Here is a 14126-nt window from a genome sequence, read left to right as displayed (position 1 = left end):
AAAATCAAAACTTTGGTCGGCCGAGAATTCGGGCCAGAATATTGAACACCAGTACAATCAATACCAGCGTTAGCGACGCTGCCCAGGCCAGTTCAATTTGGTTCTCAAAGGGCATTGCCGAGAAGTTGTAAATTAGGATTGATAGCGAAGCCGTTGGTTCCATCAGCTCTTCCATATAATAATTGGAAAAGAGCGCGGTAAACAGCAGTGGCGCAGATTCTCCTGCGGCACCGGCAATCGCTAGCATCACGCCGGTCAAAACACCCGGCAATCCTGTCGGCAATACGATCTTTAAAATCACCTGAGTACGAGTGCAGCCCATTCCATAAGCGGCATCGGTCATTTTTTGGGGCACTTGCCGCAAGGCTTCTTCAGCGGCCAAAACGATTGTTGGCAACATCAGTACAGCAAGAGCAATCCCCCCTGCCAATGCGGAGTAACCGAAATTAACAACCAGCACTGCGTAGGTAAACACACCGGCTAAAATCGAAGGAAATCCCGTCAAGGTTTTCGCAACGAACCGCGATGCACTGGATAGACGCCCATTGGGTGCTACCACCGCTAAATAGATCGCGGCCAGCAACCCAAACGGAATGGCGATCACTGACGCGATCAAGACCATAACCAACGTACCCAGAATCGCATTTCCAAATCCGCCTCCCATGTCGAAGCCGGCTGGGGGAAGCGCCGTCAAGGTTTCCCAATTGAGCCGCACACCGCCTTCCACGATCAGCATGTAAATCACCGATAGTAATGGGATGCTACCCAAGATAGCGGCAAACCAAGCTAAACCTGTCAAAAACAAATTTGTGAAAGCTCTGCGTTCAAAAAGATCCCTCTGCAGATGAGGGAGTTCACCTAGACGCTCCAGACCTTCCATGCCAACTTCCGATGCCTGTTTCATTTTTTGCCCTCAAACTTTCGCATCGTGATCTGCTGGACGGTGTAACCAACGACATTCACCAGGAAGGTGATCACTAATAACACCATGGCTGCGTACATCAACGCTTGAATTTCAATTTGACTCGCCTCGGGGAAATTAGATGCCAGGAGCGAAGCCAACGTATCGGCGGGAGCGAACAGAGACATACTGATCTGATTACTGTTTCCGATGAGCATAGCCAGCGCCATCGTCTCACCAAGCGCTCGACCAAAGGCTAAAACTAACGCAGCGAGAATTCCGGATGAAGCAGTCGGCAGCATCACTTTTAAAATGGCCTCCCAGCGAGTGGTCCCCATTCCGTAAACCGCCTCTTTGAGCTTGTAGGGAATTCGTCTGAGGGCATCGACAGATATTGCCGCGACGGTTGGCAATATCATAATCGCCAGTACCAGAGCAGCTGGCGCCATACCCGGGCCGCTCAGTTCGGTTCCGAAGAGAGGGATAAAGCCAAAATTCTCGTGCAGTGAGTGCGCAACCGGTCGCAAAAGTGGGATTAAGACATAGATGCCCCACAAGCCAAACACCACCGATGGAATAGCCGCTAATAGCTCGACGATCGTACGGAAAACGACGGCGACGGCTGGAGGAATAAAATCCTGAGTCAGAAAAATAGCAATGGTAACGCCCAGTGTCCCACCGATGATTAGTGCAAGCAGTGAGCTGTAGAGGGTTCCCCAAATCTCAGGCAAAACGCCAAACTCATTGCGGACCCCATCCCAGGTCGTCCCGGTAATAAAACCGAGGCCATGCTCCGCCATGGCGGGCGCAGCCTTTTCTCCAATTTCGAACAAAATATAAACCAGGAGAACGATAACAAGCAGTGCCGCGCTGTAACATATCGCCCGGAATATCGCATCCGAACGGTAATCAAAGGCACTCGGCGGAGCAGATACAGAGCCTGAAGACGACTGCTGTGCAAAGGGGTTATCGGACATGAAGTTACCCGTTTTTTACTCATTGCCGGGGCAGTTGTTGGCTAACCGCCCCGGAGTTTTCCGTAGATTATGCTGCTATCAACTTAGTTAATGTTTTTAGCGACTTCACGAACAGTAGCGATAACGTTCTCAGGCAGAGGAATGTAGCCCAGGCTGTCGGCACTTTTCTGACCTTCGGTCAAACAGTATTCAACCAGATCCTTAGCTGCGGCTGCTTTTTTCTTACCCATATCTTCTGGGAACATCAACCAAGTGAAAGACGCGATGGGATAGGCATCTTCACCAGCAGGGTCGAATACCCAAGCGCGCAAATCGGGAATCTTTGAATCAGGCAGGTTGCCAGAAGGAAACTCTGCACTGGCCAATGCTGCAGCTCCAGATTCTGCACCGGCAGAAACAAAGTTTCCGGACTTATTCTCTAATATCGCTGTTGGCATACCCGTCAGTTTGGCGTAGCCGTACTCGATGTAACCAATAGATCCAGGCGTCTGTTTAACAGTCGCTGTGACACCATCGTTTTTGGGTGATTTCACGAAGCTATTAGGCCACTGAGGCGCTTTACCCTGACCAATCTGATCTTTGAAATCGGTGCTGATGTTAGAGAGGTGACCGGTGTAAACGTAAGTGGTACCGGAGGAGTCAGACCGAACGACAACGTTGATTTTCGCTTCTGGCAGATCAACACCTGGATTGGCTTCAGCGATCTTAGGATCGTTCCACTGAGTGATCTCTCCGGAGAAAATCTCAGGGTACACATCACGGGGAAGTTTAAGCTCATCAACACCGTCGAGGTTATAGGTCAACACGACTTCGCCAGCAGTGATCGGCAGTAATACAACACCCTTCTTGGTCTCCGCAATTTCATCATCGTTCATGGCAGCGTCGCTGCCAGCAAAATCGACGACCTGATTGGTGAAATCGCGAATACCTGCGCCACTACCCTTGGCTTGGTAATCGACACGTACGTCATCGCTTTCCTTGCTATAGTCACGAAACCACTTGGAGTACAGTGGAAATGGAAAGCTGGCGCCAGAACCCTGCAATTTGGTATCGGCAGATGCCACTGGCACTTGCACCCCCATAACAATTCCCGCGACCAACAATGGCTTAACCAGGCTGGAAAACTTCACGTTTAATCTCCCGTTGAACTTGCATTAATAGATGCCAATGAAAGAACGTACAGGCCACGCCCAAGACTATTCCTTTAGGTAAAAATCCGTAGTCTGATTTTCTTTAAGACGAGGTAGCAGTACATCCAAAATTTGTCCAACCATTAGACGTACTTTATATGACAGAACAATGACAGTGTCGCTTGAGTTCAATCCGATTCGGCTAAGAATGACAGGCGCCAAGAGATATTTGTGACTTACTGTGCCAACGCCATACACTTGAAATAAAAGCCGTTATACTCTTTCGCGCCGTCTTTTCACGCGCAGTTTGAGTCGACATTAATTTCTGCAAAGACAGGTTTTAACAGGGAACAGACCACAGGAGTTGCAACGATGTTTAACGTCAATCCCAGTGAAGTAGATCAACGGGCGCTAGAAGCTTATAACGCCAAATTGACCGAGCCAGAAAAAGTGATACGGGAACTGGGAGAGATCAGCAATATGATTCTTGCCATGGGAGTTGCTATGCCAGAGCTTCTCCTGCAAAGCATGGCTCGAATTCTGCCAACTCTTGAAGTGAAGCCCTTCAACATTTACTACATGCATGGGAATGAAGCGCTGCGAGATCTGCTTTTGCAGGAGAACATTCACGAGAAGGTGAATCCCCGTCCCCTCTTCCTCAGCGCCTATGACCGGGAGGTTTTTCAACGCTTTCCTCAGTGGATGCAATACGTTCCGTCAACCTTTCACCAGGTAGGTCGCCTGCTGTCGGAGAGGGTTACTCCCGATTGTTTTATGGCCACCGTCTCGCCGATGGATAAGCATGGTTATTTTAGCCTGGGCACCAATGCCGATTATGGCGCGACCGTCGTTCGCAAAGCGAAGAAAGTGATTCTCGAAGTGAATCCCAATATGCCGAGAACCTTTGGGGAATGTTCGGTTCATTTTTCGGAAGTGGATCATATCGTCGAGTGTGATCGACCTCTGCACGAAATCGCCGACAAACCCATTTCTGACATTGACCAACAGATTGCCGCCCATATCGCCGAGCGCATCTGTGACGGAGACACCTTACAGCTCGGCGTTGGTGGGGTCCCCAATGCAGTCGCCAGTATGTTGACCAATCATACGGATCTCGGTCTTCACTCCGAGCTTTTTACCCCTTCGATGGCGAAACTGGTAGCCGCGGGAGTCATCAATGGCAAACGCAAAACCTTGATGCCTCACAAACATGTCTACACGCTGGCCCTGGGTGATCGGGCCATGTTTGACTTTATGAACGATAATCCTGCCATTATCGGCCTTCCTGCGGATACGGTGAATAATCCAAGCGTTATCCGGAAAAATGACAACATGGTGTCAGTGAACGCTGCGATTGAGGTTGATCTGGCCGGCCAGATTAACGCGGAATATGTTAACGGCAGTATATTCTCTGGCACTGGCGGCCAACTGGACTTTGTCCGAGGCGCCTTTGCCTCTCGCAATGGCCGCTCGTTTATCGCCATGCATTCCACCGCCAAAAAAGGCACCATCAGCCGCATCGTTCCGCGCTTGGTCGGCAGTGTTGTGACAGACACCCGCATGGATACTCATTTTGTGGTGACCGAATACGGCTGTGCTAACTTGAAGGGGCTTTCATTGCCGGAGCGGGCTCAGGCGTTGATCGCCATCGCACACCCGGATTTTCGAGAAGAGTTACAACGCCAAGCCCATCAAATGGTGTTTTAACGAGCGGGATAAAGACAGATTCGCTCAGCGTTTTTTGCGATCGTTTTTCTGCTTTTGAAAATGACGCGCCAAACGCTGCTTCTTTTGCACCTGACGCTGGGTAAGAGCGTTCTTGCGCCCTTCAAAGGGGTTATCAGACGTTTTGAATCGAATCTTTACGGGCGTGCCGTGAAGTTCCAGCGCACGCCGAAAGGTTTTCTCCAAATAACGCACATAGTGATTGGGTACTTTATCGGTTTGATTGCCGTGAATCACAATGATTGGTGGGTTGTGTCCACCAGAGTGAGCGTAGCGCAACTTGATGCGACGACCATTGACCATCGGAGGCTGATGCACGGTAACCGCCTCTTCCAAAATCCGTGTTAAGCGGCTGGTGCCCAATTGATCGGTCGCAGCCTGATAAGCCTGCTCAATCGACTCATATAAATTCCCTACTCCACTGCCGTGAAGTGCGGAGATAAAATGAACGTCGGCAAAATCGATAAATCTCAAACGGCGCTCCAGTTCGCGCTTGATCGCATCGCGCTGCTCCGTTTCCAGGCCATCCCACTTGTTGACCGCAATCACAAGGGCTCGACCGCTATCGATGACCTGCCCCATCAAATGCAGATCCTGTTCGACCAATCCCTCCTGCGCATCCATAACAGCGATCACCACATTGGCGTCATCAATGGCTTGCAGAGTTTTTACGATGGAGAACTTCTCAACGGCCAGTCGGATGTTTTTGCGACGGCGGACACCGGCTGTATCAATCAGCGTATAGGGGTTCCCGTCTCGCTCATAGTCGATATAAACGCTGTCACGTGTGGTTCCCGGCATATCGTAAACGACCACCCGGTCTTCACCCAGCAAGCGATTGACCAACGTCGATTTACCGACATTGGGCCGACCGACGATCGCGATTTTAATACCTCGTTTATTCGCATCTTCGGACTCTTCGGCAGCAGCCTCTTCTATGGGCAAATATTCGACGATAGCTTCTGTCAGCTGGCGGACACCTCGCCCCTGACTGGCCGTCACCGGGTGAACGTCACCCATTCCCAGTTCAAAAAACGGCGCGATCGCCATATCAAAATTCTGACCATCAACCTTATTGGCGACCACCAGCAAGGGCTTTCCCATGGTGCGCAGTTGTTGCGCCAGAGTCGCATCAACAGAGGTTAGGCCGGCTTTGCAGTCGAGCATGAAAAGGACGACGTCGGCCTCTTCCGCGGCCTTGATGGACTGATTGGCCATAGCCGCATCCAAGCCCTCATCTTCTCCGGTGATACCGCCTGTATCGATGAGTAGCACACGCCGCCCGTGCAGATCTGCTTCGCCGTATTTACGATCTCGCGTCAATCCGGAAAAGTCAGCAACCAATGCGTCACGACTACGGGTCAAACGGTTAAATAAAGTGGACTTGCCCACATTGGGGCGTCCCACCAGGGCGACTACAGGTATCATAGGAGGTCTTTACGCGTCTAAAGAGGCAGATTCACCGCTGAAGGCGGAAAATTACCGGTTTTGAGGCTAATTTCTAGCCCCGCCTGAAAAACCGCCAACTATAGCGCTTGGCAGCGACTGCGGCCAGTGCCGCAGTCAATCCGCTGCTTGTGAGGGGAGAATCAATCTTCCTGGATGCGCAGGGCTTCAACTTCGCCGCTATTGCCATAGACGTAAAGGACGTCGCCCAGGCCCAGCATCGGCGAGCGAACACCGTCGCCGTCCACCTTGCGACGGGCGACGAACTGACCATCCGATTGAGTCATAATATGAACGTATCCGTCGAGGTCACCAACGGCAACATAGCGGGAGAAGGTGGTCGGAGCACTGATTTTGCGGCGTAGCATTTGATCGTTGGTCCACTGCAGCTCACCGCTATAAGCGTCAAATGCTTTGACTTCCGAGTTAGCGGAACTCATAAAAACCCGCCCCAGGGCTGCTCCCAAATTGTTGTAAGTGCTGGCCTTCTGATTCCATAGTGGACGGCCAGTACCTCGATTGAGTGCCAGCAGACGCCCTTGATAGCTCCCCGAATAGAGGATATCACCGACCAACAGAGGTGCCCCGTTGATGTCGACAACTCGCTCCAATTCAGAACGCCCCTGAGGGAAAGCCACACGCTGCTCCCACTGCAAGGTACCGTCCTTAATATCGATCGCCAGAATTTTGCCCGTCTCAAACCCGGAGTAAACGGAGGTATCAGTGACGACGGGTGTCGATGTACCACGCAACGTCAACGCTGGCAGGCTGGTGTCCTGATGCCAAATTTCGACCCCATCCTTCGCATTGAGCGCAAACAACTTGCCGTCCTGGGTCTGGACAACCACTTCGCTACCATTGCTCTGCGGTGGCGACAAAATTTCACTGCTTAACTGAGAACGCCAAAGCTCCTCGCCATCTTCGGCTTGAAGAGCAATGACTTCACCGCCCGTGGTGCCAACATAAACCACACCTCGCGCACTACCCACACCACTGGCAATTTCAGTCCGCAGTTTTTGGGCCCAACGTTTCTTGCCGGTCTCACGATCAATGGCGGCTAAATACCCATGAATATCCACCACGAACAGCAACTCGTCATTGGAGGCCATGGGCAACAATGTAAAAAAGTCTCCTGCGCCATCGCCGACAGACGTCGACCATAACCGCTCTACCTTGGCCGTCGGCTCAAAATCCACCAACTCAACAGGTTCGATATCGGCGTCATCGGTTGAGGAACAGCCACTCAGCATGCCGCCAACAGTCAAAGCCAACGCCAGGGTCAATCGCCACTTCATGAATTTTCACTCGTCGTTGCATCGGTAGCACCCGCCTCGGCGGTGGGCGCCTGTAAATCGTCCAGCTTCATTTCCAGCAGCGGTCGGCGCTGCGATTCTGCCGGCAAGAGGCTGTCCAGCGCTAAGCTGTAGGCTGCGCGAGCGTCTTTCTCTCGCCCCAGGGCCAGCAAGGCATCGCCACGCAGTTCCGCCATAGAAGCAGCAAAGCTCGAATTGTCGCTATTTTTAGCAAGATCCAGAACAGCATCGTTCTGCCCTTGGGCCAATCGCACACGCGCCAAGCGTACTCGAGCCAGAAGGGCCATGTCCGAGTCGCCATTTTGATCAACCACCCAAGTAAGATGCTGCGCCGCCTGATCTAAATCACCGGCGTCGGCCGCGACCTTCGCTTGATAGAAGGCCGATTGAATGGCATAGAGATTATTCGTGAATTGCTCCTGCAATTGGCCTGACAGATGTGTCAGCGTTGCCTTCTGATCATCGCTCAGCCCTTCTTGTGGCGCTTTTTCAATCAGCTGTATTATCTGACCATAAAGCGCTGACGCCTGCTCTGCGGACTGGCGCTTCTGCCCCTTCCAGAACTCCCAACCAAAAAATCCGGCAATAGCCAAAACCACAAGAACAGCCACCATGGTGCCATAGGTCGCCCACCAACGTTTCAGGCTTTCCAGCTGTTCTTCTTCACTTAAATGTACAGACACAGTCTCTCCTAACAAGATTCGTGTTGTTGATCTATAACGGGCTCAGCGCCCACTACGGAGCTTCGCAATAGGTTTGCAAAACCGCTAACAGAGCATCCCAATCCAGACTTTCCTGAGGCCGCTCTTCGCGCAGAAACTTAACAGATACGCGGTTTGACGCGATTTCGTCTTCCCCTTGAATCAGCGCCACACTGGCACCACTTGCGTCCGCTTTTTTCATCTGCTTTTTAAAATTGCCACCACCAGCATGATTGACCAACCGCAAATTCGGTAACGCCGAGCGAATCTTCTCTGTGAGCTGCAAGGCTGCAACGCTATCGCCGCCAGCAGTTAACATATAAACGTCCGTTGAGCGGTTAAGACCCGATGGAAGCACATCCAGTTCCTTCAGCAGCAAAACCAAGCGTTCGATGCCCATAGCGAACCCAACCGCCGGCGTCGATTTACCCCCAAGGTGCTCAACCAAACCATCGTAGCGACCTCCCGCACAAACGGTACCCTGGGCGCCAAGACGATCCGTCACCCACTCGAAGACCGTTTTACTGTAGTAATCCAGACCTCGAACCAGGCGGGGATTGATCTCATAAGCAATCCCGGCTGCATCGAGGATCCCTGTAAGGCCATCAAAGTGCTCGCGTGATTCGTCATCGAGGTAGTCGTGCAAGGCCGGTGCATTTGCTAACAACGCTTGAGTTTCTGGATTTTTACTGTCGAGAATACGCAGAGGGTTCGTGTGCAATCGGCGCTGACTGTCCTCATCAAGCTGATCAACAAACCCTTCCAGATAGTCAATCAAGGCCTGCCGGTAGGTTGCTCTCGCCGCCGTGGAACCAATGGTATTGAGCTGCAGAGTAACGGCATCGGCCACGCCAAGCTCTTTCCATAAGCGCGCGGATAGCAACAACAGCTCAGCGTCGATGTCCGGTCCAGTCATTCCAAAGGTTTCAACACCAATCTGGTGAAACTGGCGCAACCGGCCTTTTTGTGGTCGCTCGTAGCGGAACATGGGCCCCATGTACCAGAGGCGCTGGGTTTGATTGTAGAGCAAACCATGCTCTTCACTTGCCCGCACACAGGAAGCCGTACCTTCCGGTCGCAATGTCAGACTGTCGCCATTACGATCGTCAAAGGTATACATTTCCTTCTCAACAACATCGGTGACTTCTCCGATGGAGCGAACAAAGAGCTCGGTCGGCTCCAGTAGAGGAAAACGAATCTCTCGATAGCCGTAGCTGAGCAATAATTGCCCAACCTTGCGCTCAAGGTATTGCCAATAAGGAGATTCCGTCGGCAGAAGATCGTTCATGCCGCGGATTGCTTGCAGTTTTTTCACAGAAATGTTCCCAGGAATCAAAATCCTATGCGCGCGCAATTATATCGTTTTCTGCGCGGGATTTTTGCTCAGCCTTGTCGCGAATCAAACGCTCAAGATCGTCGATCAGCGTCTCAGCTTTGAGCTTTTGATTAGGTTCACCGTCGATGTAAACCAAGTTATTCGGCGTACCCCCGGCCAGCCCCAAGTCGGCCTCTTTAGCTTCACCCGGACCGTTGACGACGCAGCCGATGACCGCAACATCCATTGGAACGGTAATATCTTCCAGGCGCTGCTCCAGCTCATTCATGGTTTTAATGACATCGAAATTCTGCCGCGAACAGCTTGGGCAGGCGATAAAGTTAATCCCTTTATTGCGCAAGCGCAGACTTTTCAACAGATCCCAGGCCACTCGCACCTCTTCGACCGGATCGGCGGCCAGAGAAATACGTACGGTATCGCCGATACCATCCAGTAACAACGCACCGAGGCCAACAGCAGATTTTACCGTGCCCGCCCGCAGTCCACCGGCTTCGGTGATTCCGAGATGCAACGGCTGCTCAATCTCTTTGGCGAGCAAGCGGTAGGCGTCGACAGCCATAAATACATTCGATGCCTTGACGCTCACTTTAAAATTCTGGAAGTCAAGTTCATCCAAAATGGCGACATGTCGCAACGCGGACTCCACCAAGGCAGTCGGTGTCGGTTCGCCGTATTTCTTTTGTATGTCTTTCTCAAGAGAGCCAGCATTAACCCCGATTCGAATTGGGATATTGAGATCTCTAGCTTTGTCGACTACCGCTCGAATGCGCTTTTCGCGTCCGATGTTACCTGGATTGATGCGCAGGCAATCGACTCCCAGGTCCGCTACCCGCAAGGCAATTCGATAATCAAAATGAATGTCAGCCACCAGAGGTACGGTGACCAGTTTACGGATTTGTCCAAACGCTTCAGCGGCCTCCAGAGAGGGCACAGAAACCCGTACGATATCCGCCCCAGCATCCTGAATACGTTTAATTTGGGCAACCGTGGCGGCAACGTCGGTGGTTTCCGTATTTGTCATGCTCTGGACAGAAATGGGGGCATCGCCACCCACGGGGACATTGCCGACCATAATCTGACGCGAGCGACGTCGCTCGATCGGGCAATCGTTGTGCATAATTGTGGTGTCCTGAAACTTCTAAGGTTGGTTGGTCGCGTTTTCCCAACTCATACCAATTACAGTGTGGACAGGGCCTTGCCGCTCCGGACCTTGATAATCAAGGAGATTGCCGTTGACGGCCAGATGTGCGGAGGAAGGATTACCCAGAGTCACCGAGAATGGACTCCGACCATGAACGGTTACCTGATCACCCTGCTGGTAGAGATCGGTCGCCAGTATATCGCCTTTAGCGTCGGTTATCTCTACCCAGGATTCATCCGTGAAGCTAATTTGCAGTACATCGAGGGTAATCCCCGCGGCTGTCACAACGGGTTTGGCAGCTTCACCTCGTCCAGGCAGAGGGCTACGCCGCTCTATGACATTGTTGGCGACGCTCATTCCGGCGGAGGCAACGGGCAAAGCAAGCGCATCAGCCTGCTGAACTTGAGAAGATTCACTGGTAGGACCAGGCGCGCTGGAGCCGCCGTCCTGTAGATAAAAATAAACAATAACCCAACATAAAACGGCTAACAGCACACACAGCTTAACACCACAGAAACGTATTAACTGGCGCCAAACGGGCAAGCTCTCATCGTCATCTTCGGGGGATTCCGACTCCACAGCCGGACGGCGTACCTGCTCAAGAGTCTCCTCGAGTTGCTGACGATAAGCGCGATAATCGGACAGCAATTGTTCCGGCGGCAAACCGACTCGTATCGCGTAATTGCGGAGATAGCCGATGATGAAGGTATCACCTCGTAATTTCTCGTACTGATCCTTCTCAAGAGCTGTCACCAAATATTCGGTGATGCACAAGCCACGGGCAATCTCTCCCTTCGAGAGAGACTGGGCTTCGCGGGCGCGACGCAACTGCACCCCCGGAGTCACCTCAACCCGAACGGGAGCAACTGGCTGCTGTAGCTCTTGGTCAGTTTGTATCATTCCATACTCTTTTTGTATTCGCGATACTCCGCCGAGTTAGGGTGCAGGTTTCTTAACGCAAGCTCGTAGCTTGCCTCCTTGTCGCTGTCACCAAAATGGCGCTCCAGGCGAATACCCAACCATAAACTTCGGGCACTATGCCTTGCGACCTTACTGTAGCGAGCTAAGCTGCTACGGGATAGAGTGTACTTTTCCTGCTGAAAATACAAATCGGCAAGTTCAAGGTGAGCAATCCCAAGGCGGGGATTGATTCCAACCGCTTGTTTCAACGCTTCTTCTGCTGCAGAAAAATCGCCCAATTTTAGCTCAGTGCGCCCCAGGTTCAAGAGGGCCAGTTCACGTCTTTCGTAATCGTAATCATCTGCGACTACCCGCAACTGCTTGGCAGCTTCACTGAAGCGCCCCTGTGAGTACAGCATCGCCGCATAGTTGTTGCGAGCCAAGGAAAACGATGCATCGTATCTCACAGCCCGCTGAAAATACTCTTCAGCTTTATCCAAGTCACTTTCCGCCTGGTAAACCAATGCCATCCCGTTGCAGGCTCCTGCGGAACGAGAATCGATATCCAGGGCTTTTTGAAAGTGGCGCCGGGCTGAATCTTTGTCCTTCTGGCGAAGATACCCCAAACCCGCTTGAATATGCGTTTCTTCGGCTTTTTCGAGATCCACGGCCTGTCGAGGCGAACTGGTCGTAGTAACACACCCGCTCAACAAAACTATAAGAACTCCGGCAACGGCTGGACGCCATTGTCTCAATCGCATTCTCGACACTCCGACAGGTTAACTCTTATCAGTATAACCAATCGTCAAAAGTGCACCGGGCAATTTTTGCGAAATTACCGGCTTTTTGCAAAGGTTTATCCCTAATTTATGACCCTGACCGCCTCTTCAGCGGCTTTTTGGTAGCGACGACTACGCTGGGTTTTATCATTGACCTGCCCCGCCAGCTGACCACAGGCGGCGTCTATATCATCACCCCGGGTGGTACGAACCGTAGTGGTGAACCCCTCTTGAATCAGAATATCTTGAAAACGTCGTAATGCATTGTTACTGACCCGACGATAATTTGACAGAGAAAAGGGATTAAAGGGAATCAAATTTATTTTAACCGGCACATCTCGCAGTAATCGAGCCAGTTCTTGAGCGTGATGAGGGCGATCGTTGACTTGATCAATCAACGTGTATTCGATGGTGATTTTACGACGTTTATCCGGCAGACCGTCAATATAACGCTGTGCGGAATCCAGCAACTGAGCGATAGGATACTTGCGGTTGATAGGAACCAGCTCGTCTCGCAGCTTGTCATTTGGTGCATGCAGAGATATCGCCAAACAAGCATCGGTATACTGCCCCAGGCGATCCAAAGCCGGCACCAAGCCAGATGTGCTCAATGTCACGCGCCGCTTCGAGAGCCCATAACAATTGTCGTCCATCATTAAATTCAGGGCGTTGACGACGTTATCAAAATTCATCAACGGCTCTCCCATGCCCATCATCACCACATTCGTAATAATTCTCGGGCGCTTTTCACCGAACTGACCGTAGGATTTCGCGGCTACCCAAACCTGGCCGATGATCTCTGCCAGAGTCAGGTCGCGTTGAAAGCCCTGCTTTCCGGTCGCACAAAAACTGCAATCGAGAGAGCAGCCGACTTGAGACGAGACACACAAAGTACCTCTGTCTTTGTCGGGAATAAGTACCGTCTCTACGGCACTTCCACCAGTGATACGAATAAGGAACTTACGCGTGCCATCAGCGGAATCAAATTGCTGGATGACCTCCGGAGCACGGATTTCAGCAATCTCCTTGAGCTTTTCGCGCAGGGCTTTGCTGATATTGGTCATCTCATCAAAGTCATCTACCCCCATCTGGTGAATCCATTTGAGAACCTGCACCGCGCGGAATTTCTTTTCACCGATAGATTCAAAGAATTCCACCATGCCAGTCCGGGACAAATTCAATAGATTGACTTTGTCTGGATGGATACTGGGGGTAGAGTCATTCATAGCGTACAACTCGCTACATCAAATAATAAGGATCATTAACGAGAGCAAATTTCTTCCGCTTTGAAGAAATAGGCCACTTCACGCTCAGCAGATTGAGGAGAATCCGATCCGTGCACGGCGTTAGCTTCGATGCTGCTGGCAAAATCCGCACGGATTGTACCTGGCTGAGCTTCTTTCGGGTTGGTCGCACCCATCAAATCGCGGTTGGCTGCGATAGCGTTTTCCCCTTCCAGAACCTGAACAATCACCGGACCGGACGTCATGAAGGCAACCAGATCTTCAAAAAATGGGCGCTCTTTGTGCTCAGCATAAAAACCGCCAGCCAGTTCGCGGTCCAATTGCAGCATTTTCATGGCAACAACTTTTAATCCTGCACCTTCAAAGCGGGCAACGATGTTACCAATCGCATTCTTGGCAACAGCATCGGGTTTAATGATGGACAAAGTCTGCTCGACAGCCATAGGAGTCTCCAAAAACAAATTATCGAGTGTGATTTCCGAAATGAACCGGTGGTGCCGGAGCCCAACGGGCATCACTATGCGTCACCAATC

13 protein-coding genes are annotated in these 14126 nt (G+C 51.6%); 1 reads left to right on the top strand and 12 read right to left on the bottom strand.

The features are described from left to right. Positions 1–4 precede the first annotated feature (4 nt). The 3 genes from pstA to pstS form a co-directional block, all read right to left on the bottom strand. On the bottom strand, positions 5–904 hold the full coding sequence (gene pstA, locus ACXAFR_RS09525) for a phosphate ABC transporter permease PstA (protein WP_475176037.1): 900 nt from the start codon (positions 902–904) through the stop codon (positions 5–7). Further along, the gene (gene pstC, locus ACXAFR_RS09520; RefSeq protein WP_475176035.1) at positions 901–1878 is read right to left on the bottom strand and encodes a phosphate ABC transporter permease subunit PstC; all 978 of its coding nucleotides are present in this window, start codon (positions 1876–1878) and stop codon (positions 901–903) included. The genes pstA and pstC overlap by 4 nt, the downstream gene beginning before the upstream one ends. An 83-nt stretch (positions 1879–1961) precedes the next feature. Beyond that, the gene (gene pstS / locus ACXAFR_RS09515; RefSeq protein WP_475176033.1) at positions 1962–3008 is read right to left on the bottom strand and encodes a phosphate ABC transporter substrate-binding protein PstS; all 1047 of its coding nucleotides are present in this window, start codon (positions 3006–3008) and stop codon (positions 1962–1964) included. Between the two features lie 372 nt (positions 3009–3380). Here pstS and ACXAFR_RS09510 point away from each other — a divergent pair, with 372 nt between their 5' ends. After that, the gene (locus ACXAFR_RS09510; protein ID WP_475176031.1) at positions 3381–4715 is read left to right on the top strand and encodes an acetyl-CoA hydrolase/transferase family protein; all 1335 of its coding nucleotides are present in this window, start codon (positions 3381–3383) and stop codon (positions 4713–4715) included. A 24-nt stretch (positions 4716–4739) separates the two neighbouring features. On the opposite strand, the gene der is transcribed toward ACXAFR_RS09510, so the two are convergent. The 9 genes from der to ndk form a co-directional block, all read right to left on the bottom strand. Further along, positions 4740–6161 carry a ribosome biogenesis GTPase Der gene (gene der / locus ACXAFR_RS09505; protein ID WP_475176029.1) on the bottom strand — a complete coding sequence of 474 codons (1422 nt, stop codon included), beginning with the start codon at positions 6159–6161 and terminating at the stop codon, positions 4740–4742. Between the two features lie 161 nt (positions 6162–6322). Further along, the gene (bamB, locus tag ACXAFR_RS09500) at positions 6323–7474 is read right to left on the bottom strand and encodes an outer membrane protein assembly factor BamB (RefSeq protein ID WP_475176028.1); all 1152 of its coding nucleotides are present in this window, start codon (positions 7472–7474) and stop codon (positions 6323–6325) included. Further along, positions 7471–8175 (bottom strand): YfgM family protein, encoded by a 705-nt coding sequence (locus tag ACXAFR_RS09495; protein WP_475176026.1) that lies wholly within the window; start codon positions 8173–8175, stop codon positions 7471–7473. Before ACXAFR_RS09495 ends, bamB begins: the two co-directional genes overlap by 4 nt. A 52-nt stretch (positions 8176–8227) precedes the next feature. Further along, entirely contained in the window at positions 8228–9508 is a 1281-nt protein-coding gene (hisS, locus tag ACXAFR_RS09490) for a histidine--tRNA ligase (RefSeq protein WP_475176024.1), read from the bottom strand. A gap of 25 nt (positions 9509–9533) precedes the next feature. Further along, entirely contained in the window at positions 9534–10646 is a 1113-nt protein-coding gene (gene ispG, locus ACXAFR_RS09485; RefSeq protein WP_475176022.1) for a flavodoxin-dependent (E)-4-hydroxy-3-methylbut-2-enyl-diphosphate synthase, read from the bottom strand. Between the two features lie 21 nt (positions 10647–10667). Further along, complete coding sequence (locus ACXAFR_RS09480; RefSeq protein ID WP_475176021.1) at positions 10668–11570, bottom strand: helix-turn-helix domain-containing protein; 903 nt, start codon at positions 11568–11570, stop codon at positions 10668–10670. Beyond that, positions 11567–12331, bottom strand: a complete 765-nt coding sequence (pilW, locus tag ACXAFR_RS09475) for a type IV pilus biogenesis/stability protein PilW (RefSeq protein WP_475176019.1) — start codon at positions 12329–12331, stop codon at positions 11567–11569. The genes ACXAFR_RS09480 and pilW overlap by 4 nt, the downstream gene beginning before the upstream one ends. A 101-nt stretch (positions 12332–12432) precedes the next feature. Then, complete coding sequence (rlmN, locus tag ACXAFR_RS09470) at positions 12433–13575, bottom strand: dual-specificity RNA methyltransferase RlmN (protein ID WP_475176017.1); 1143 nt, start codon at positions 13573–13575, stop codon at positions 12433–12435. Between the two features lie 35 nt (positions 13576–13610). Further along, on the bottom strand, positions 13611–14036 hold the full coding sequence (gene ndk, locus ACXAFR_RS09465) for a nucleoside-diphosphate kinase (protein ID WP_475176014.1): 426 nt from the start codon (positions 14034–14036) through the stop codon (positions 13611–13613). Between the last annotated feature and the right edge of the window lie 90 nt (positions 14037–14126).

Source organism: Pseudomaricurvus sp. ABR4_320, assembly GCF_056159445.1.
This window is presented reverse-complemented; position numbering and strand designations above follow the sequence as displayed.